Origin of the sequence: Roseivivax sp. THAF197b (genome assembly GCF_009363255.1) — a bacterium.
GTDB lineage: Bacteria > Pseudomonadota > Alphaproteobacteria > Rhodobacterales > Rhodobacteraceae > Roseivivax.
In genome coordinates this window covers 2,094,296-2,115,375 of record NZ_CP045318.1, presented here as the reverse complement: position 1 = coordinate 2,115,375, position 21,080 = coordinate 2,094,296, and the positions used below count along the sequence as shown (strand labels likewise).

19 protein-coding genes are annotated in these 21,080 nt (G+C 64.8%); 7 read left to right on the top strand and 12 right to left on the bottom strand.

Annotated features, from left to right (window positions below; all coding sequences use genetic code 11):
- Nucleotides 1–20 precede the first annotated feature (20 nt).
- The 5 genes from FIV09_RS10425 to FIV09_RS10405 form a co-directional block, all read right to left on the bottom strand.
- The gene (locus FIV09_RS10425) at nucleotides 21–962 is read right to left on the bottom strand and encodes an ABC transporter permease (protein ID WP_152449881.1); all 942 of its coding nucleotides are present in this window, start codon (nucleotides 960–962) and stop codon (nucleotides 21–23) included.
- On the bottom strand, nucleotides 959–2,011 hold the full coding sequence (locus FIV09_RS10420; protein ID WP_152449880.1) for an ABC transporter permease: 1,053 nt from the start codon (nucleotides 2,009–2,011) through the stop codon (nucleotides 959–961). The genes FIV09_RS10425 and FIV09_RS10420 overlap by 4 nt, the downstream gene beginning before the upstream one ends.
- Entirely contained in the window at nucleotides 2,001–3,530 is a 1,530-nt protein-coding gene (locus tag FIV09_RS10415) for an ABC transporter ATP-binding protein (RefSeq protein ID WP_152449879.1), read from the bottom strand. Before FIV09_RS10415 ends, FIV09_RS10420 begins: the two co-directional genes overlap by 11 nt.
- Nucleotides 3,531–3,570: 40 nt before the next feature.
- A complete protein-coding gene (locus FIV09_RS10410) occupies nucleotides 3,571–4,563 on the bottom strand; it encodes a BMP family protein (RefSeq protein ID WP_152449878.1) in 993 nt (330 codons plus the stop codon).
- A gap of 160 nt (nucleotides 4,564–4,723) precedes the next feature.
- Nucleotides 4,724–6,016, bottom strand: coding sequence for an amidohydrolase family protein (locus tag FIV09_RS10405; protein ID WP_152449877.1), 1,293 nt, complete (start codon nucleotides 6,014–6,016; stop codon nucleotides 4,724–4,726).
- Nucleotides 6,017–6,165: 149 nt separating this feature from the next.
- On the opposite strand from FIV09_RS10405, the gene FIV09_RS10400 reads away from it, so the two are divergent.
- From FIV09_RS10400 to FIV09_RS10380, 5 genes are all read left to right on the top strand, one after another.
- Nucleotides 6,166–6,960 carry an aspartate dehydrogenase gene (locus FIV09_RS10400; protein ID WP_152449876.1) on the top strand — a complete coding sequence of 265 codons (795 nt, stop codon included), beginning with the start codon at nucleotides 6,166–6,168 and terminating at the stop codon, nucleotides 6,958–6,960.
- Nucleotides 6,961–7,423: 463 nt separating this feature from the next.
- Nucleotides 7,424–7,678, top strand: coding sequence for a hypothetical protein (locus tag FIV09_RS10395; RefSeq protein WP_152449875.1), 255 nt, complete (start codon nucleotides 7,424–7,426; stop codon nucleotides 7,676–7,678).
- A gap of 90 nt (nucleotides 7,679–7,768) precedes the next feature.
- Nucleotides 7,769–8,995: a glutathionylspermidine synthase family protein gene (locus tag FIV09_RS10390; protein ID WP_152449874.1), complete on the top strand. Its 1,227-nt coding sequence runs from the start codon at nucleotides 7,769–7,771 to the stop codon at nucleotides 8,993–8,995.
- Between the two features lie 41 nt (nucleotides 8,996–9,036).
- Nucleotides 9,037–9,618, top strand: a complete 582-nt coding sequence (locus FIV09_RS10385; protein ID WP_152449873.1) for a DUF1190 domain-containing protein — start codon at nucleotides 9,037–9,039, stop codon at nucleotides 9,616–9,618.
- Nucleotides 9,619–9,823: 205 nt separating this feature from the next.
- On the top strand, nucleotides 9,824–11,287 hold the full coding sequence (locus FIV09_RS10380; RefSeq protein WP_152449872.1) for a DUF2252 domain-containing protein: 1,464 nt from the start codon (nucleotides 9,824–9,826) through the stop codon (nucleotides 11,285–11,287).
- Between the two features lie 113 nt (nucleotides 11,288–11,400).
- On the opposite strand, the gene FIV09_RS10375 is transcribed toward FIV09_RS10380, so the two are convergent.
- From FIV09_RS10375 to FIV09_RS10345, 7 genes are all read right to left on the bottom strand, one after another.
- A complete protein-coding gene (locus tag FIV09_RS10375; RefSeq protein WP_152449871.1) occupies nucleotides 11,401–12,129 on the bottom strand; it encodes an NAD(P)-binding domain-containing protein in 729 nt (242 codons plus the stop codon).
- A gap of 115 nt (nucleotides 12,130–12,244) precedes the next feature.
- Complete coding sequence (locus tag FIV09_RS10370) at nucleotides 12,245–13,369, bottom strand: alpha-hydroxy acid oxidase (protein WP_254702428.1); 1,125 nt, start codon at nucleotides 13,367–13,369, stop codon at nucleotides 12,245–12,247.
- Nucleotides 13,369–14,112 carry an SDR family oxidoreductase gene (locus FIV09_RS10365; RefSeq protein ID WP_152449869.1) on the bottom strand — a complete coding sequence of 248 codons (744 nt, stop codon included), beginning with the start codon at nucleotides 14,110–14,112 and terminating at the stop codon, nucleotides 13,369–13,371. The genes FIV09_RS10370 and FIV09_RS10365 overlap by 1 nt, the downstream gene beginning before the upstream one ends.
- 10 nt (nucleotides 14,113–14,122) lie before the next feature.
- Nucleotides 14,123–14,887: an SDR family oxidoreductase gene (locus tag FIV09_RS10360; RefSeq protein WP_152449868.1), complete on the bottom strand. Its 765-nt coding sequence runs from the start codon at nucleotides 14,885–14,887 to the stop codon at nucleotides 14,123–14,125.
- 1 nt (nucleotide 14,888) lies between these two features.
- Nucleotides 14,889–16,187 carry a Xaa-Pro peptidase family protein gene (locus FIV09_RS10355; RefSeq protein WP_152449867.1) on the bottom strand — a complete coding sequence of 433 codons (1,299 nt, stop codon included), beginning with the start codon at nucleotides 16,185–16,187 and terminating at the stop codon, nucleotides 14,889–14,891.
- 68 nt (nucleotides 16,188–16,255) lie between these two features.
- The gene (locus FIV09_RS10350) at nucleotides 16,256–17,065 is read right to left on the bottom strand and encodes an SDR family NAD(P)-dependent oxidoreductase (RefSeq protein ID WP_152449866.1); all 810 of its coding nucleotides are present in this window, start codon (nucleotides 17,063–17,065) and stop codon (nucleotides 16,256–16,258) included.
- A 17-nt stretch (nucleotides 17,066–17,082) separates the two neighbouring features.
- The gene (locus FIV09_RS10345; protein ID WP_152449865.1) at nucleotides 17,083–18,831 is read right to left on the bottom strand and encodes an ABC transporter substrate-binding protein; all 1,749 of its coding nucleotides are present in this window, start codon (nucleotides 18,829–18,831) and stop codon (nucleotides 17,083–17,085) included.
- A gap of 311 nt (nucleotides 18,832–19,142) precedes the next feature.
- On the opposite strand from FIV09_RS10345, the gene FIV09_RS10340 reads away from it, so the two are divergent.
- Together FIV09_RS10340 and FIV09_RS10335 are read left to right on the top strand one after the other, a co-directional pair.
- A complete protein-coding gene (locus FIV09_RS10340; protein WP_152449864.1) occupies nucleotides 19,143–20,096 on the top strand; it encodes a sugar ABC transporter substrate-binding protein in 954 nt (317 codons plus the stop codon).
- Between the two features lie 81 nt (nucleotides 20,097–20,177).
- Entirely contained in the window at nucleotides 20,178–20,975 is a 798-nt protein-coding gene (locus FIV09_RS10335) for an SDR family NAD(P)-dependent oxidoreductase (protein ID WP_152449863.1), read from the top strand.
- The last annotated feature ends 105 nt before the right edge of the window (nucleotides 20,976–21,080 follow it).

Below are 21,080 nucleotides of genomic sequence, written 5' to 3'. Positions count from 1 at the left end.
CGCACTATTGGAAAGCGCCCTCAGCGCTCGCCGCGTCGGTAGGGCTGCATCAACGCCTGCGGGACCTTGGCGCGCCGCGCCATCACGATCAGTGCGAGGATCGACAAGAGGTACGGCATCATCAGGAACAGCTGATAGGGAATGTCGTCGACCGCCGTCTGCAGGCGCAGCTGAAACGCATCGAAGAACGCAAAGAGCAGCGCCCCCAGAAGCGCGCGTCCCGGCCGCCACAGCGCGAAGACCACCAGCGCGATGCAGACCCAGCCGCGCCCCTGTACCATGGTCGGAAAGAAGGAATTGAACGCCGCCAGCGTCAGGAACGCCCCGGCCAGGCCCATCAACGCGGAGCCCGCGGCGATCGTTGCGATGCGCAGGGCGATGGGATCGATGCCCTGTGCATCGACCGCGCGCGGGTTCTCACCCGTCATGCGGATCGCAAGGCCAAGCGGCGTGCGGTAGAGCATCCAGGCCAGAAACGCGACGAGGATGAGCGCGAGGTAGGTGGGCGCTGTCTGGTTGAACAGGATGGGCCCGAGCACCGGCAGGTCGGACAGGACAGGCACGGGCAGCGGGCGAAAGGGCTCGATCGTGGGCGGAGAGCTGGCGGTCGGCACGGCGAGGCGGAAGATGTAATAGGCAAAGCTCGACGCAAAGAGCGTGATGCCGAGGCCGGTCACATGCTGGCTCAGACCCAGCGACACGGTCAGAAGTCCGTGCAAGAGCCCGAAGACCGCACCGCCCAGGGCGGCCGCCGCCATCCCGGCCCAAAGGTCGCCGCCCGAATAGACGGTCAGCCAGCCGATCATCGCGCCGAAGGCCATCACCCCCTCGATGCCAAGGTTCAGAACGCCCACCCGTTCGCACAAGAGCGCGCCCAGCGTGCCGAAAATGAGCGGCGTCGCGATGCGCAGCACCGCCTCCCACATGCCGACGGACAGCAGGATATCGAGGATCACGCTCATCGCCGCACCCGGTATTGCGTCAGGAAGATCGCGACCAGCATCGTCAGCAGTGACAGCGCCACGATCACGTCGGCGATATAGGACGGCACGCCGAGCGCGCGGCTCATGGAATCTGCGCCCACGAACATCACCGCCGAGAAGAGCGCGGCGGCGATCACGCCCAGGGGATGCAGATGCGCGAGCATGGCGATAACGATGCCCGCATAGCCGTAATTGGGCGACAGGTCCGTGGTGACGTAGCCCTTCACGCCCATGACCTCGATCGCGCCTGCAAGGCCTGCAAGCCCGCCCGAAAGGCACGCCACCAGCATCAACGTGCGCGCCAGCGGCACGCCCGCAAACGCAGCGGCCCGCGCATTCAGACCCGCCGCGCGCGATTGCAGGCCGAAGACGGTGCGCGATTGCAGCCACCAGACGCCCAGGGGCAATGCGAGGGCGATCAGAAGCCCCGCATGAAGGCGCGTGCGATCCACGAGTTGCGGCAGCTCCGCGGCGGGCGGCACCGGCACCGATTGCGGCCAGCCGAAGGCGAGGGGGTCTTTCAGCGCGCCCTCGATCATCATCGACACGAACAGTACCACGACGAAGTTCAGAAGCAGCGTCGTCACCACCTCGTCGACGCCGAAGCGCAGTTTCAGGATCACCGGGCCCAAGAGCAGCACCATCCCGGCAAGCGCGCCCGCGATCAGGCAAATCAGGATGGCGATAGGGGCAGGCGCGCCTGCCACGAAGGGCAAAAGGCCGATGGCGGGCACGGCCAGCGCGCCCATGTAGAATTGTCCCTCGCCACCGATGTTCCACAGCCGCGCGCGGAAGGCGACGGCGGCGGCGAGCCCCGTCAGGATGAGCGGCGTCGCGCGGGTCAGCGTCTCGGTCAGCCCGAGCCGCGAGCCGAAAGCACCCTGCAGGATCAACCCGTATGCGGTCACCGGGTTGCGCCCGGCAAGCGCGATCAGCCCGCCCGCGATGACGAGCGCGGCCAGCACGGCGCAGATGGGCGCGAGCACCGTCAGCGCCGGGGGCACGCTGTCGCGCCGTTCAAACCGCATGGGCGACCTCCTCGGTCACGGACCAGTCGCCCGACATCATCAGGCCCAACGTACGGGCATCAACCTTTTCCGACGGGATGGGCGGGGAGAGACGTCCACCCACGATGGCGCAGATCCGGTCGGCGAGTGTGATGACCTCGTCAAGATCCTCCGAGATCAGCAGCACGGCGGCCCCGCGATCCCGCGCCTCGATCAGGCGGCGATGCACGCCCGCGATGGCCCCTTCATCGAGCCCGCGGCTCGGTTGTGCGGCCACGAGGATGTCGGGCTGCGTCTCCAGCACCCGCCCGAGAATCAGCTTCTGCATGTTTCCACCCGACAGCAGGCGCACGCGGCCGTCGACGGTCGCGCCGCGCACATCGTAATCCGCGATGATCTTTCGAGTCGCGGCCCTTGCGGCTCCGCGGCGCAGAATGCCCCTGCGGGAGAATTCGGGCGACCAGAGCCGTTCGAGAACGACGTTCTCCCAAGTGCTCATGTCACCGAGCGTGCCTTCGGCCTGCCGGTCTTCGGGCACGCGTCCGATACCCGCGGCGATGGCATGCGGCACGTCATGCGTCGCGAGCGGCTTTCCCTGGACAAGAAAGCTGCCGCGTTCCGGCGCGTGCAGGCCCGAGACCAGCCCCGCAAGCGCGCCCTGGCCATTGCCCGAAACGCCGATGATGCCGAGCGTTTCGCCCGCGCGCAGGGTGAAGTCGATGCCCTTGAGCGCCGTGCCCGAGGCGGGCGTCAGATGCACATCCCGCGCCTCGAGCCGGATCGCGCCGGGGGCGGCAGGCGGGCTTTCGGGCCGCTGGACTGCGCGGCCCACCATCAACTCGGCGAGCTCGTGTTTCGAGGTCTGCGCGGTGGCGCGTTCAGCCACGACCCGCCCGCCGCGCAGGACCACCACACGGTCCGAGGCCGACATGACCTCGTGCAGCTTGTGACTGATGAAAATGAGCGACAGGCCGCGTGCCGCCATATCCCGCAAAGTCGCGAAGAGCCGCTCGGCTTCGGGCGCGGTCAGCACCGCCGTGGGCTCGTCAAGGATGAGGATGCGCGCATCGTTGAAGAGCGCCTTCAGGATCTCGACGCGCTGGCGTTCGCCGACCGAGAGATCGGCAATCGTGGCGTCGGGATCGACCGGCAATCCGAACTTTTCCGACAGCGCCAGAAGCTTGGTCCGCGCGCCCGCCCGGTCCGAGCGCAGCCGCCAAAGCGGCTCCGTCCCGGTCATGATGTTGTCGAGCACGGTCAGGTTGGCCGCCAGCGCGAAATGCTGGTGCACCATGCCGACACCCGCCTGAATGGCCGCGCGCGACCGGCCCGGCGGCAAGGTGGCGCCCTCGACGCGCACGCTGCCCGCATCGGCGGTGTAATGGCCGAAGAGGATCGACATCAGCGTGGTCTTGCCCGCGCCGTTCTCGCCCAGAAGGGCCACGATTTCACCCCGATCGAGATGCAGCGACACGTCGTCATTGGCCAGCGTGTCGCCGAAGCGCTTGGTGATGCCACTGAGTTCGAGAACCCGGCTCACACCCGCCCTCCCTGGGGAAGGCGGGCCGTCTTCTGCCGCATCAGGCAGGCTCGTCGAAATTGCGCGGCACCTCGAATTCCCCGGCCTTGATCGCCGCGCGCACCTCTTCCATCTCGGCTGCGAATTCCGCGGGGACCATGTCGGCCTGATACGAGATGTCGTTGCCGCCATCCTTCATCAGGCTGAGCGGGGTGTAATTCTTGCCCGTGGGATTGCCTGCCACCGCATCGGCCAGTGCCGCATCGACGAGCGGACGGAAGGACCAGAGCGCATTGGCAAAGACCGTGTTGGGATAGCGCGGCGTGTAATCGATGAGCGAACCGATGGCCGGGACGCCCCGTTCTGCCGCGGCATCCGCCGTGCCGATCCGCTCACCGAAGAGGATATCCGCGCCCGCATCGATCTGCGCCAGACCGGCCTCACGGGCCTTCGGCGGGTCGAAGAAGGTGCCGATGAAGCTCACAAGATGCTGCGCGTCGGGATTGGTCCGCTTCACGCCGTCCGCAAAGCCGTTGATCAGCATGTTGACCTCGGGGATCGGGATCGCGCCGACGCTGCCCACGATGCCCGATTGCGTCATCCGGCCCGCGAGCATGCCCGCGAGATAGGCCGCTTCCCAGTTCCAGGTGCCGAAGACGCCGAAATTGTCGCCCGACGCCTCGCCCGACGAGCCCATGAGGAAGGCCGTGTCGGGATAATCCGCCGCCACTTCGCGCGCCTCACGCTCGACCGCGTAGCTTTCGCCGACGATCAGCACATTGCCCGCCTCCGCAAATTCGCGCATCGCACGCGGGTAATCCGTGCCCGAAACCCCTTCGGAGAAGGTGTACTCGATCACGCCTTCCTCGTTTGCGTTCAGCATCGCGGCATGCAGGACGGAGTTCCACGCATTCTCGACCGGAGAGGCATGGATCCCTGCGAGCTTCACCGGTGCCGATTGCGCGCGCAGAAGCGACGGTGCGGCAAGCGTGGTGGCCGTCAGCGCGGCCCCGGTGCTGAGCAGGCGGCGGCGATTAATCGTGGTGCGGATCATTTTTATCTCCCTGGTGGTCGGTCGCGTGTCGGGCAGGGGCGCCGACCGCTTTATTCTGCTCCAACCCTCCCGCGGATGCGGGTTCTGTCAAGGCTCGTCTGCACAAGACATGGGCAAATGGCGCGGATTGCTGCCAAATTAGGCGGGGCGCTGTCGGCACTTACGAGGCGCTTCGCGGCACGTATTCCGCAGGGTCCAGAGAGCCGGGCCGTCCGTCCAGCGACAGGCGCGTGATCTCGGGCGCGGTCTCCGCAATGACCTTGCCGCGCCGGATCACTGCCAGACGGTTCGGGCGCAGGCGGATGGCTTCGGCAGCGTCGCGCGCTTGCAGCAGAACCATGTCCGCATGGCAGCCGACCTCGAGCCCGTAATCCTGCAAGCCAAGGATGCGCGCGGAATTGACCGTCACCGCATCGAAAAGCGTGCGTTTGTCGGCCTGCGATCCCATCTGCGTCGCGTGCACGGCCATATGCGCCACGTCCAGAAGATCGCCCGTGCCCATCGAATACCACGGATCCATCACGCAATCCTGGCCCAGCCCGACGGAGATCCCGGCGGCGATCAGTTCGGGAATGCGCGTCAGACCGCGCCGCTTGGGATAGGTGTCGTGGCGCCCCTGGATCATGATGTTGATCAGCGGGTTCGGGATCGCGGCCATCTCCGCCTCGGCCATCAGCGGCAGCAGCTTCGAGACGTAATAATTGTCCATCGAATGCATGGAGGTCAGGTGCGAGCCCGCAACCCGGCCCTCAAGGCCGAAGCGGATCGTCTGCTCGGCCAGCGTCTCCACGTGGCGCGAAAGGGGGTCGTCGGTCTCGTCGCAATGCATGTCGACGCGCAGCCCGCGATCCGCCGCGATCCGGCACAAGGCCTCCACGGAGGCGCGGCCCGCCTCCATCGTGCGCTCGAAATGCGGGATGCCGCCCACCACGTCGACACCCATATCGAGCGCGCGGTCGAGCGCCTCAACGGCCTCGGGGCAGCGGTAATAGCCGTCCTGCGGAAAGGCCACGAGCTGAAGATCGAGATAGGGGGCCACGCTGTCGCGCACCTCCAGCAGCGCCTCGACCGTCACCAGCTCGGGATCGGAGACATCGACATGGCTGCGCACCGCCATCAACCCCTTGGAAATCGCCAGATCGCAGTAGCGCAGGGCTCGTTCGACCACGGCATCCTTCGTCAGCGTCGGACGCAACTCGCCCCAGAGGGCGATGCCCTCGAGGAGCGTGCCGGACCTGTTCATGCGGGGCAGACCCAGCGACAGGGTGGCGTCCATATGGAAATGCGGATCGACGAAGGGCGGGCTCAGAAGGTTGCCGCCCGCATCGATGACCCGACCCGCCTCGGCCTGCAAACCGGTGGCGATCTCGACGATGCGGCCCGCGCGGATGCCGACGCTCTGATCCGTGCGGCCATCGGGCAGGGTCGCATTCACGACAAGCAGATCGAACATGGGCGCATTCCTCCCGGCGGCGCGCGCGGAGGTCCGACGCGGCTCATACGCCGACACCCTATTGCCGGTCCTCCGAAACGCAAGATACCTTCGCCGCACCGCGCGCGACGACCGCCCCCGCGCCCCGCCTGCATCCAAGGAGCTTGCAGATGACCTTCGCCATCATCGGAAACGGTGCCATCGCGCAATATGTCCTCCGCCGCCTGAGCGAGCGCGGCCATCATGTCGCCGCCCAGATCCTGCGCCCGGCGCGCCTTGAGGCGATGGGGGAAGCGGATCAGGCGAGCCCGCTTCGGATCGCAACCCACGCGGACATGCCCGCCCATGTGCGCCACGTCATCGATTGCGCCGGGCATTCGGGGCTGAGCGAACACGGGCCGGGCCTTTTGCAGGCGGGATATGACCTTACCACGCTGTCGCTTGGCGCCTTGGCGGACCAGGCGCTGTTCGACGCGCTAGACATCGCGGCCAAGGCGGGCGGCGCCCGTCTGCACCTGGCCAGCGGAGCCATCGGTGCGCTCGATTGTCTGTCATCGGCCCGGATCGGCGCGCTCGAAAGCGTCACCTATATCGGGCGCAAACCGCCCATGGGCTGGGCCGGATCGCCCGCCGAGGCTGTCGTCGATCTTGCCGCCATGGGCGATGCGCCGGTCACGCATTTCGAAGGCACGGCGCGGGTCGCGGCCAGGCAGTATCCCAAGAATGCCAACGTCGCGGCAGCGGTGGCTCTTGCGGGCATCGGGTTCGACGCCACGAAGGTTGCGCTGATCGCCGATCCGACCGTGACGCAGAACATCCACGAGGTTGAGGCCACGGGCGATTTCGGGCGCTTCACCTTCCGGATCGAGGGCAATTCCCTGCCGGACAATCCGCGCAGCTCCGCGCTCGCGGCGATGAGCGCGGTCCACACGGCCGAGCGGGCGCTGGCGGCGATCGTGCTCTGACGGGGGGGATCGGGCAGGCTGCGACAATAGGGCTCGCCGCGCCGAGCATGGGTTTTGAGTGGTCTTGAGGCGTGCGGGATCGCGGCGCCGACCATCCCAATCGTGCGCCGCGCTCTGTCGCAACATGGGAAAAATCGTTTCATATCAGGGCTCTGCATGGTCCAGACAAGCGACATGTGACCTGCGTTTCTGTCGTACCACCGGCGACCCTGGCAAGGCCAAGCGCAGCACAAAGCCGCGCCTTCCCGCAGGAGTTGTCCTGCGGTCGGGTTCTCGTTAGCCTCATGTGATGCAGAATACACCGAGCGAGCGCTGCGAAATCCCTCAACCGGGGGCCGCTCTGATTGCCTGCTCCGCGTCTCGCTCGCACAGCCGGGCCACCGTGCGCCTTGCGACACGAGGCCAGATCCGCACGCGCCGCCCGCCCGAAACACTGCCGAACTGCCCCTGAAGGAGCATCTCGATGTCAGAGAAGCTTATCGCCCTCATCATCCTGTCGCCCATCGTGCTGGTCGTCATCTTCGCCGCGATCCACGAATACCGACGCTACAAGTCCGAAGGCCGCGCGACCTACGGGCTGGCCTATGACGAGACCACCGGGACGACCTACCTGACCGGGATCGCCGATGACGAAGAGGCCTTTGATCCCGACGAATTCGACCCGAGCAGCTACGATGAAATCCGGGACCGGAGCGAGGACGAAACAGGCAAGCCCTGACGGCAAGCAGCGCGACGGGCCGCCCACGATGCCGATGGCGTCGATGCCCGGCAGCGGTTAAAGCGGCGGGGAAAGCCGAGGACCGCATAGATGCAGAAGATCACTCTTCCCGAACGCCCCCATTGGCGGGACCATGCCAAGGAGGTGGGGTTCACCTTCGCCGACATGCATGGCGCGCCTTACTGGGATGAAACCTCGGCCTATGCATTCACGCTCGAACAGATCGAGACCGACCTGGAAGATCCCGCGACGGAGCTTCACGACATGTGCCGCCAGGCCGTGGCCGAGATCGTCACCAGCGAACGCCTGATGGACCGGCTTGCGATCCCCGAGGCTCATCGCGATCTGATCGCCGAAAGCTGGCGACGGGGCGATCCGGAAATATATGGCCGGTTCGATTTTGCCTATGACGGCAAGGCACCGGCCAAATTGCTGGAATACAACGCCGATACGCCGACCTCGCTATACGAAAGCGCCGCCTTTCAATGGCAATGGCTGGAGGATCAATTGCAGGCGGGCGTTCTGGCCGAGGGCTGCGATCAGTTCAACGGCATTCACGAGGCGCTGGTCGCCCGTTTCGGCGCGGTCTTCGAGGCCGGAAGCGACCTGCATTTCACTGCGATTGCCGACAACCCGGAAGACTACGGCACGGTCGAAGCCATGGGCTGGGCCGCGCGCGAGGCAGGGCTCGGGGCGCATTACTGCAATCTCGACCAGATCGCGCTGAGCGAAGACGGCCAGTTCCTCGACGATCAGGATCGCCGGATCGCGGTGCTGTTCAAACTCTATCCTTGGGAAGACCTCTTGCGGGATCCCTATGCGGACCACATCGCCGGATCAGGCTGCCTGTTTCTGGAGCCCGCATGGAAGGCGCTTCTGTCCAACAAGGGGCTCTTGCCGGTTCTGTGGCAGATGTTCGAAGGGCATCCGAACCTTTTGCCCGCCTTTTTCGAGGCCGATATCGCCGAGGCCATGACCGGGCAGGGGGCGGCCGCGCCGGACATCGCCCCGGCCTTCGGGCGCGCGGAGGCGCAACTGGCCGCGGCCCATGTGCGCAAGCCGATCCTCTCGCGGGAAGGGGCCTCCGTCTCGATCCACAAATCGGGGCAGGTGATCGAGGAGGCCAAGAACACCGAGTATGCGGAGCATCCCCGGATCGTTCAGGCCTATGCGCCCTTGCCGCAATTCGACGGGTTTCGCCCGGTCATCGGGGCCTGGATCGTGGGGCAGGCCTGTGTCGGCATCGGTATCCGGGAAGATCACTCCCGCATTACCCAAGATTTATCCCGCTTCAAGCCGCACTATATTTCTGTATGACGCAATCAGCACCTCGCCCCGCCGAAAGGAAGACAGGCTCCATGACCAAACGATCCAACCGAGTTGCCATCGCGATCGTGGGCGCTGCGGCCTTCACCCTTGCGGGCTGTCGCGAGGAACAGGTGGATGCGGCGGCGTTCCCGGATCTGCAAAGCTGCCTCGATCAGGCCTCGCCGAGCGGGATGGTCACCGCGCAGGATTGCGAGACATCCTTTGCCCAAGCCGAAGCTCTGCACGTCGAGGCGGCCCCGCGCTACGACAGCCTGGCCGTCTGCGAAGAGCAGCATGGCGAAGGCGCCTGCGGCTCCGAAGCGGCCGCGACACAGGGCGGATCGAGCGGCATCTTCATGCCGTTGCTGGCAGGCTACCTGATTGGCAATGCGATGAGCGGGCGCGCCGGGATGGCGGCGGCCCAGCCGCTCTACAAGACCTCGGACGGGCGCTACACCAATGCCGCCCGGACCAGTGTCTTTTCCAACAATCGCGGTGCGACCAAGATGAGCACGTCGCAATTCCTGCGCCCCGCGACCACGATGGGCCAGACCCCCATGACCCGCGCCACGGCGGCCTCCCGTGGTGGCTTCGGCGCGTCGGGCGCCGGACGCACGGGCTTCGGCGGGTAGGGTCTGTCGCGCGTCCGGCTGGAAGGCCGCGCGGCGTACAACCCCGTCAGACCTTGTCATTTCGCGCGATATTCCTGCGCTCGTCGAACCGCGCCGCGGCACCGATATTCGTCGGGTGACGCGCGTGACGCGCGCCCACGCCCACCCGCTTGCAGAAACCAATCGGCACCGGACGCGTTGAGCCTTGAGCCCGCAGGAGGAACTCATGGCTGCACAGAAGACGACGTCGAAGGCAAAAACCGCCCGGAGCACGGGCGCTTCCAAGACAAAGACGAAGACGGGGCAGGGCGAAGAGATCGTCCAGCCCGTCATGAAGGCCGGTGGCCGCGTCGATGCCTTCCGGGATCTCGCCCGCCGGATCGCCGATGGCGCTGAAATCGTGCCGCCGCGCATGCTGACCGGCCTTGATCGGCGGCATCATGTCCGCTCCACCTTGCGCGAGGATCACCAGACCCGAATCGAAGCCGAGTCGCCCGGCGCGCGGCACAAGTTCCGCAAGCTCTCGGAATCGCGTTTCAAGTTCTTTCGCGGCACGCAATTGCTGTTCTATCGCGACATGGTCGGCACGGATGCGCATATGCCGACCGTGCTGGCTTTGGGCGACGTGCATCCGGAGAATTTCGGCGTGATGCCGAACAAGGATGGCGTGCCGATCTTCTCGGTGAACGATTTCGACGAAGCCATCTACGCGCCCTTCACCTGGGATCTGAAACGGGCCGCGGTTGGCTTCTGGGTGGCCGCCAAGGAGGAGGGGGATCTCAGCCGCAAGCAACGGCGCAAGATCGTGAAGGCCTTCGTCAAAGGCTACCTCGAAGCGATGGAGCTCTTCGCCTCGAAAGAGACCGAAAAGTCCGATGCCTTCCGGATGGACAATTCCCCGAAAGTGATCCGGCGCCTCTTCGAGGAGGCCTGGGAAGAGCGCAAGGATTGGCTCTGGGACGATTATCTCAAGCCGTCGGGCAAGGGGTTTCGCGCCGATGATGAATTGCAGCCGATCTCCTCTGAAATCCCGAGGTTCCAGCAGGCCGTGAATGATCTCGCCAAGGCCAACAAGCTCGATGTGCCCGACCGGTCGCCCGAATTGCGCGTGAAGGATGTCTGCGTGCGCCACGGGCAGGGCACCTCATCGCTCGGTCTGCCGCGCTTCTATGTCCTGCTCGAGGGGCCGTCGAAGGATGCCACGGACGATATCATCGTCGAATTCAAGAAGGCCCGGCGCTCGGCGCTTTCCGGTCTGACCCCGCCCACGCAATTCGACGCGGGCGAGAAGGGCGACCGCGTGGCACATGGCCAGCAGGTCCAGCTTGCTCATGGCGATGTGTTCTTCGGCGCGGTGGAGATCTGGGGCGAAAGCTACATGAGCCGCGAACGGGCGCCGTTTCGCGACGATATCGACCTTGATGAGCTCTCCAAGAAGACCTGGCGCGCCTATGCGCATGTCTGCGGGCGCGCTCTGGCGCAGGCGCACGCGCTGTCGGACGATCTCGGGCAGGTCGATTACGATGTCGAGCCGTCCATCGTCGCCGCCTGCGAGCCGCGCAAACTTTTCGTTGATGACCTCATACGCTTCACGGTGGAAACTGCCGACCGCCTCAAGCACGACCACCAAGCCTTCATCGAGGATTTCAAGGAAGGGGCATTTGACAGCATCGACATGATTTATCGTTGAATATCTCCGCTGGCGGGGCGGGGAGCTTCGACGCAGGGGGCGTCGGCCGTCTGTTACCCCCGCATATGCGATCCATCTCAAGCTGCGATCACTGATCTGGCAGCCAGGCCAGTCTAGCGGTCTTCAAGCGAAGTGAGACCGCTCCGGATCGCGGACCGCATGCCCTGATCTTCCATGTGCACCCGCAGCCTTTGATTGTAGCCGCCCGGCGCATTGAGCGCGTCGATCAGCGGCCCACATTCCATGCCCGACAGGTTCGAGGCGATCAGTATGCGCAGGAAGGCCTCGCCCTGCGCTGCGTCGGACACCCGGCTGCCAAGCCAGTCTGCCGCATCGCCAACCATCCGCGCGACTGGCGACAAGACGGCCTGCGCGCACAGATATGCGGCCATCTCATCCGCGCTGTGCAGCGGGAAAAGCGTGTTCCGCGTTCCGAAGATCTGCGCCACGAGGTCGGTCTGGCCGAACATCATGATCGGCGTTCCGCCTTGCGCGATGCCCGGAAACGGCATCATGATCGCCGTGGCTCGTGCGGGCCTGACCCAGGCATCCGCCTCTTCAAGGGTCGCGCCCGCCATGAAGGTGATGACGTTCTGATCGGCTCGGAATGTCAGCGCCTGCAAAACCTCCTGCGCGGTCTCGGCCATCAAGCCCAGAAGCAGAACGTCGCTGGCATCGACGACGCCCTGATTGTCCGCAATCGAGACGTTGTCGTATGTTTGCGCAAGGAACGCCGCATGGCGCGCGCCGCGCTCCGAGACGGTGATGTCATGATCGTCCTGCGCGATTCCTTCGATGGCAGCCCGCGCGATGGTTCCGCATCCGATCACCCCGATCCGCATGTTGCTCCCCTCCACACCGTCCCGATTTGGGCGATGATCGCACAGATCGCCGTCGTCGTCATGCGCGGCCGGATCCGGCTATCCGCGCAAAGGCGAAAGGGGCGACATCAGCGCGTCAAACTTTGCTCGCGACGTCTTCGAATGAGGCGGCGCCCAACTGACCCAGAGCCCGAACGAGCTCGAGGTTGAGGATGTCCATCGCACGCTGTGCGCCGTCTGCGCCGCCGGCGCCAACGCCATAGGCCAGCGCCCGACCGGCGAAGACGAAATCCGCGCCTGATGCCTTGGCCCGCAAAACGTCCGCGCCGCGACGCACGCCGCTATCGATGGCCACGGGGATCCTTCCGGCGAGGGCCTGTGCAATGCCGGGCAAGGCTTCGATGGTGGGCGGGCCGAACGCCACCTGGCGCCCGCCATGGTTGGAAACGATAATCCCGTCGCAGCCCAAATCCGCACATTTCACCGCGTCCTTGGGGTGCAGGATACCCTTGACCAGGAGTTTGCCCTTCCAGCGCGCGCGCAGCTTTTTCAGGTCTTCCCAGGTAAAGCGCGCGGTGATGAGCGTCTTTTGGACATCGGCATAGGACGTCGCGCTCTTCAGCAGATCCGCATAATTGGCAATGTTGGGCGTGCCGTGCGACAGGCTTGTGAGTGCCCAGCGTGGGTTCATTGCACATTGCAGCACCACTTCCGGCGTGAAGCGGAAGGGCACGGCAAGCTGATTGCGGATGTCGCGGTCGCGCTTGCCCGCGGCTGGTACGTCGGCGGTGACGACCATCACCTCGTATCCCGCCGCCTCGGCGCGCGCGATCAGGCCTTCGGTCACGTCGTCGTCGCCCGAGACATAAAGCTGGAACCAGCCATTGCCGTCCGCGGCTTCGGCGAGTTTTTCGAGCGTGGTCGAGGCTGCAGAGCTGGCGACGTAAGGGATATTTTCGCGTTTGCAGAGCCGAGCGAGCGTCACATCCGCTTCAGGCCAGAAGGCATTGAGCATGCCGATCGGGGCCATGCCGAAGGGCAGGGCGTAATCTTGGCCCAGGAAACGCGTGCCTGTTTCGATCCGGCTGACATCGCGCATGTAGCGCGGGGTCAACTCGAGCTCTTCGAAGGCTTCGGAATTGCGTCGCAGATTGCGCTCGTTCTCCGCGCCTCCATCCACGAGGTCGAAGGCGAAACGGGGAATCCGCCGTTTGGCCAGGCTGCGCAGATCGTCAATCGACGCGGCACGGTCCAGTCCCATCAGGTCGACCACCCGCCATCGACGGCAAAGGCCTGCCCGGTGGTGAAGGCCGCGAGGTCACCCGCGAGATAACACACCATTTCGGCAATCTCTTCGGGCGTGCCGAGGCGGCCCATCGGCTGGCGCTCCTTGAAGGCGGCAAGGGCCTTCTCGAAATCGCCGGTCGCCTTCAGGCGCTCTTCGAGCGATGGGCTCTGTACGGTGCCCGGGCAAATCGCGTTGCAGCGGATGCCTTCTTTTACGAAATCGGCCGCGATGGACTTGGTCATGCCGATGATCGCCGCTTTCGAGGCTCCGTAGGCAAACCGGCGGGGTGCGCCCTTCTGGCTCGAGACGATGGAGGCGATGTTGACGATCGAGCCGGACCCTTTCTCGCGCATGCCCGGGAGGACCGCCTTGGTGATGCCGAAAAGCGCCTTGGCGTTGAGCGCGAAAGCGCGGTCCCAGACGCCGTCATCGCAATCGAGGATGGTGCCGTCATGCACCCAGCCCGCGCAGTTCACGAGGATGTCGATGGTCGGCAGCGACGCGATCAGTCCGGTCACCGCCTCGGTGTCGAGCACGTCGAGCCTGTGGGCGGTGATGCGGTCGTGACCGGCGGCGAGGCGCGCGACCGCATCGCCGTCGATATCGGTGGCCACGACATTTGCCCCAAGCCTGGCCAGTGCCTCGGCCGAGGCGCGTCCGATGCCTGCACCGGCTGCGGTGACCAGGGCGGTTTTTCCGTCAAGTGTCTGTGTCATCTCTCTTTCCTCAGCGTGCCAGCCAGCCGCCGTCGACCGTCACGACGCTGCCATGGCAATAGCTGGCGGCGTCGGAGGCGAGGAACACGGCAGCCCCGGCCATTTCCGAAGGATCGGCAAAGCGCCCCGCGGGGATGCGGTCCAGAAGCGCCTTGGAACGCTCGGGATCGTCCCGAAGCGCCTGCGTGTTGTCCGTGGCGGTATAGCCGGGCGCGATGGCATTGACGTTGACGCGGTGCGGCGACCATTCGTTGCAGAGCGCGCGCGTGAGGCCGATCACCGCGTGTTTGCTCGACGCATAGGCCGGCACGCGCAATCCGCCCTGCGAGCCGAGGACAGAGGACACGATCACGATCTTGCCCGAGCCCTGCGCCACCATGCGCCGCCCGGCGGCCTGGCTCAGGAGCCAGACCGAGTCGAGATTGACCGAGATCACGCGCTGCCAGTCAGCAAGAGGCATCTCCACCGAATCCTCCCGGTGGATGATGCCCGCGTTGTTCACCAGGATATCGAGCCCGCCGAGCGCGTCGGCCGCGAAATCCGTCACCTTCTCGGCGGCGGCCTCATTCATGCCTGTGAAATCGGCCTTCACGGCGGCCGCCTTGCGGCCAAGCGCCTCGATTTTCGCGATCGTGCTTTCAGGCGCGTGGCTTCGATAGGTCAGCGCCACATCCGCCCCGGCGGAGGCAAGGCCGAGGGCGATGCCCTCGCCGATGCCGGTCGCGCCGCCGGTGACAAGGGCCTTGCGGCCTGTCAGGTCGAACGGATTGCCCATGTCAGTACCGGTTCGCGATGGGCAGGTCTTCGGCCGGGAAGAGCGAGATCACCTCGCACCCGGTCTCGGTGACGACGACCTCTTCCTCGATCCGCGCGGCGGAATAGCCGTCCGCGGCCGGGCAGTAGGTCTCGAGCGCGAAGACCATGCCGGTCTGGATCTCCATCGGATGATCGAGGCTCACCGCGCGGCTGATGATGGGCCGTTCATGCAGCGCAAGCCCCAGCCCATGGCCAAATTGCAGACCGAAGGCGGCATCTTCGTTCGGGAAGCCAAACTCCTCGGCCTTGGGCCAGACCTCGGCGACCTTGTCGGTCGAGACGCCGGGTTTGATCATCTCGATCGATGCGTCGATCCATTCGCGCGCCTTCACATAGGCATCGTTCTGCGCGGGTGTGGCGCGTCCGATATTGAAGGTCCGGTAATAGCAGGTCCGGTAACCCTGGTAGGATTGCAGGATGTCGAAGAAGGCCTGATCGCCGGGACGGAAATAGCGGTCGGTGAAGTTGTGCGGATGCGGATTGCAGCGCTCGCCCGAGATCGCGTTGATCGCCTCGACGTCGTCCGAGCCCATCTCGTAGAGCATCTTGTTCGACAGCGCGACGATATCGTTCTCGCGCACGCCCGGTTTCAGCTCTTCGTAAATCATGTGGTAGACGCCATCGACCATGCTTGCCGCCTGGGTGAGAAGCTGGATCTCGTCCCAGTTCTTGATCTCGCGCGCCGCCAGCATGATCTGCTGGCCGTCGACCACGTTCAGACCCTCTTCCCGCAGCGCGTGGAACATCGCCGTTTCGGCGTAGTCCACGCCCACCGGCATGTCGGCCATGCCCGCATCCTTGATGAGCTGGGCGATCATCTTGGCATATTTGCGCATCAGCCCGAACTCGGGCGGAATGGTGCCGCGCATTCCGACCACACCCGCGAGGCAATGATCCGGTTCGAGCCAGTCAGAGTATTTCTGATGGTGGACCGCGGCCGAGCCAAAATCCCACACGTAAGGTGAATCGTCTCCGGTCAGCAGGCAGAAGCGGCACATCTTGTCCCGTTCCCATTCGCCGATCTTGGTGGCGCTGACGTAGCGGATGTTGTTCACGTCGAACAGCAGCAGCGATCCCGCGGGCGAGTTTTGCAGCGATTGCCGTGTGCGCGCCAGACGGTAGCGACGCAGCCGGTCATGGTCGATCCGGCGTTCAAAATCGACCGACATGTGCCCCGACGCAGGCAACTTGCCCTCCCAGCGCCAATTGGGTTCGAGATCTTGCGGGGTGAGCATGTTGGGCATCAATGCGCGTGACATGAGACATCTCCTTCGGGTCGCTCGGGCGGCCCGTTATTGATTGATGAATTGTATTCGGGATCAGTGCGTTACTGGATGCACCAGCCGCCATCGATGTGGACCATCTGGCCCGTCATGTAATCGCTGTCGTCGGAGGCGAGGAACGAGGCGGTGCCGGTGATGTCCTTGGGATAGGACACGCGCTTGATTTGCAGGGCATCGCGGACGATGTCCTCGTAGGCCTGGCCTTCCTTCTGCTTGAAGCCGATATCGACGAGATCCTTGTCGAGTTGCTCCCAAAGCGGCGTGACGACGACACCCGGTGCGTATCCATTCACGGTGATGTTGTGCTCGGCCAGGCCGATGGCGCCGCAATGCGTAAGTGCCAAGCAGCCGTATTTCGACGTGCAATAGACCGTGACGTCCACCAGCGGCTTCCGCGAGGCGATGGAGCCCACATTGATGAGCTTGTAGGGATGATCCTCCATCGGACCCTGCGCGATCATTTGCTTGGCTGTCTCCTGCATGCCGAGCCACATCGCCTTGGTGTTGACGTTCATGATCATGTCCCAGTTGTCTTCATCGATATCCATGAAGAACCGGGGCTTGTTCAGGCCCGCGTTGAAGAGCCCGACATTGATCGAGCCGAAAGCGTCGACCGTGGCCGCAACAGCGGCGGCATTGTCCGCGCGCTTGGTCACGTCCATCTTGGCGGCGATGGCCTTTCCATTGCCCGCGGCGTTGATCCGGTCGGCGACCGACTGCGCCTCGCCCAGATCGAGATCCCCGAGACACACATTGGCGCCCTGTGCCGCGAAGGCCTCGGCATTGGCGGCACCCATGCCGCGAGCGGCACCGGTAATCAGGATGTTCTTACCTTTCAAGCGATTGGGGTCCATGGTCTCTCCTCCTCAGATTAGGGCGCCCGGTCCGTTCGCATCAGGGCATCCGCCCGTTCCTGCGCCTGGCGCAAAGTTTCCTGCGGGGTCGTGAGCCCGCGCAGCATGTCGTGGAATTCCTCCCCGCAGATGCGGATGATGTCGTTGATCTCGGGCACGGGGGGGCGTGGCCAGAACTGCAGCTCGTCGCGCCAGGACATCGTGTCTATCGCTTCGAAGATCGGCGATATGCGGCGCACATCGGGGTCCGAGCCGACCGAATAACGCGGATTGGTTCGGCTGCCGTTCTGCACGTAAAGCTTCTGCGCGCCCGGCGACGTGAAGACCGACAGCGCCTCGACCGCAGCCGGGAGCCGCTCCGGCGCGATATTGGCGGGAATGCCCAGGACATATCCCCCCACGGGCGCGATCTGGCTTGCGCCGGGCCCTGCGGGGTGGGGCAGAAAGCCCGTCTGGCCATAGGCCGGCGACATTTCATCCAACTCGAAATACGGGGCGAGCAGCGTGTACCCGTAGGCCATTGCGACGGTGCCTGCGGCGTAGGGTCGGATGCGCTCGTACCAGGACATCGACAGGATGTCGGGCGGTGAGTATTGCAAGAGTTCGCGCAAGAATTCCGCCGCGCGCAGGCCTGCCTCGGTATCGATGGTCGGGCGATACTCACCTGCCGCGAGGTGGTCCGTCCCATATCCGCCGGCGATCCTGGGCAGGTTCAGAACCGGCTGCCCGAAATCCGCGAGTGTCATCAGGACGGTATGCCCGAGCGCCGTGCCGCGCGCCGCGTTCCACGCAATGCCGTAGCGGCGGCGGCGCGGCTCGTGCAGGTGTCGCGCGGCCTCAAGCAGGGCGTCCGTCGTCGTCGGCGGCTCGAGACCTGCTTTCGCGAACATGTCCCGGCGGTAAAAAAGAAGCTCCGGTGTCGTCTGGGCGGGCACACCATAGGCGCGCCCGCCCCAATGGGCGGCCTGCCAACCGGCGGTGTGAAAATCGGCCGGATCAACGCGGGTGAGGTCCATCGCCTCGTCAATCGGCATCAGCACGTTTTGTTCGGCGAACTCCCCGATCCAGGGCAGGTCGACGGCAATGATGTCGTACCGGCTGGCGGGGCGCTCGGCATTCCGCAGCGCCTCGTCGCGCAGCCGGTCGATGGAGAAGGCACGCTGACTGATCTCCGTGCCGATCACCTGTTCGAACTGACGTTTCAGGTTTTCCATGACCATGAAGGTCGGGTCGCCATGAACGAGGACACGGATCCCGCCCGCGGCCTTGATGGGCTCGGACAGGACGCTGAGCGGTGGGATGGATTGCGCGGCCGAGTAGCTGCCGCCGTAGTAATAATCACGCGTCTCCCGGTCTCGCGGGGTGGCGGCGAAACGGGCTTCCACGATGCGCCGGACCCGCCCCGACAATTGCAGCCATTCATCGAGGAGCTTCTGACTAGGATGAAGGGAGACGCTCTTGCCGGTCTGGGTGCGCGGGCGCTCCTCGATCAGGCCCGCCTCGACCATCTCGCCCATGCGTCGCCGTGCCGTCGCATAGGGCACCCGGCTCGCGCCGATCAGCGCTGTGGGGGTGACTGTTTTTCCCGTGAAATGGCCTTGCAGAAGAAAGAGCGCCATCCGCAGATGCGGGTTTGGCGCGATAACATCGAGCGCGCCCTCCAACTCGTTGCTGAACTCGTTGAGGAAGTCCAAAACCTCAAGCGTATCGGCATTCGCCTGTGGCGATGCGGGTGCGCTGAAGCTATGTCCTCCCATGGCATTCATCGGTTTTCCGGGTCTTTCCTGTACGCGCTTCGCGGGCGCCGACGTGGATATATCCGTTCCGGATAATTTCGATCGGCCCATGTGACGTTCCTCCAAATGCTGTCCAAATTGATCATCGCCGCGTATCTCTTATATGTTCGATTTGAACATTTACTTATCCAAAACGGACATATTACCGGCATTACCGCTCGATGAGAGTCGGCAATGTTCGGATGTCCGGCGCGTCGAGATCCGTCTCGGCAGCTGATCCGCTGTCAGGAGGGACGGCGGGGCCGAAGGGACAGGAAACTGAGATTCTGGGAGGAAGAGATATGAAACTACGCACCACGCTCGCTGCATCCACCGCATTCGTGGCTCTGGCTGGGGTCGCATCCGCGGAGACCATGAAGATCGGCATCACGCAGAACAATGTCGGCGTCGACAGTTATCAGACCACCTATGAGCAAGCGTTCATCGCCGCCGCCGAGGGTAACGAGAATGTCGAAGCCGTCGTTCTGGATGCAGGCGGTGACGTCGCGCGCCAGATAGCGCAGATGGAAGATCTTATCCAGCAGGAGGTCGACGCCATCATCATCTGGCCGACCAACGGCGAAGCGGTCATCCCCGCCGTCCGCAAGGCCAGCCAGGCTGACATTCCGGTGATCGTCACCAACTCGAACATCGCCGAGCAAGGCTTTGACTTCGTGGCATCTTTCTCCGGTCCTGACAACATCACGCAGGGCGCGCGCTCGGCCGAAATCATGTGCGACCGCTTCAAGGCGCAGGGCATCGAGAACGAGGCGCAGATCGTGCAGATCTCCGGTCAGCCCGGCTACACGACCGCCATCGAGCGCGCCAAGGGCTTCGAGGATCGTCTGCCGGAAGTCTGCCCCAACGTGACCCTGATGGAGACGCAGCCGGGCGACTGGAACCGTGAGAAGAGCCAGCAGGTCATGGAGGCCTTCCTCGTCAAGTATGACGATATCGACGGTGTCTATGCGGGCGATGACAACATGGGCGTGGGCGCCCTGAACGCCGCCAAGGCCGCGGGCCGCGCGGGCGACATCACCTTTGTCGGCGCCACGAACTTCGCGGTGGGCTACGAGGCGATGGAAGCGGGCGAGTACTGGGGCTCGATCTACCAATCCCCGGTCGATGATGCCGAGGCCGCGCTGCAGACCGCGATCGACGTTCTGAGCGGCGAGGAAGTGCCCTTCCTGAACTACTTCGACACGCCGAAGATCACCCAGGACAACATGGGCGATTTCACCAAGCCGGTGTTCTAAGGGTCCTCCCCGGTGGGGCGGCGCGCCGGGCGTGCTGCCCCACACTTTCGTTTTGTGCACAATACCTTCGGGAGGAGAGGCATGGCACGCGTTCAGGATCGCGTCTGTATCGTCACGGGCGCCGCACAGGGTATCGGCCGCGCGATCGGTGAGGCGCTGCTCGACGAAGGGGCCAAGGTCTGTTTTGCGGATATCAATGGCGACAAGGTTGCCGAAGTCGCAGAGGCGAACCGCTGCCGCTTAAACGGGAAGGGTGGCAATGTCACCTCTGCCGCGGTCGATGTGACCGACCGAGCTCAGGTCCGCGCGATGATCGCGCATACGGTCGAGACCTTCGGCCGCCTCGACGTGAAGTTCAACAATGCCGGCGTGAACAAGCCCATGAACTTCATGGACGTCACCGAGGACAACTGGAACTTCATCATGGGCGTCAACGGCCTCGGCTGCATGATCGGCATGCAGGAAGCCGCACGCCAGATGATCGCGCAAGGGGCGGGCGGCAAGATCATCAACACGGCCTCGGTCGCCAGTCGCCAGGGCTTTGACAATGTCGCGCCCTATTGCGCGTCGAAATGGGCGGTCGTGTCGCTTACGCAGTCGGGCGCACGGGGTCTCGCCAAGCACAACATCACCGTGACAGGCTTCGCCCCGGGCGTGGTCGCGACCGAGATGTGGGAACAGGTGGACAAGGACCTCATGGAGATCGGTGCCGCCGAGCGCCCCGGACAGGCGATGGAGGAATTCTCCGCCGAGATCCTGCGCGGTCGCGTGGCGCGGCCCGAGGACGTCACCGGCACGACGAGCTTTCTCGCCTCGCGCGACAGCGATTACATGACCGGACAGATCGTGATGATCGATGGCGGCATGACATTGATTTGAGGGGATATCCGGCCCTGACGGGCCACGGGTCTTCGACGCGAAGGGTCCGGGGCAGGCCGGTGCAGAGGGTCGGGACGATGTCGGGGGCAGGCGGGCCGGGCCCGT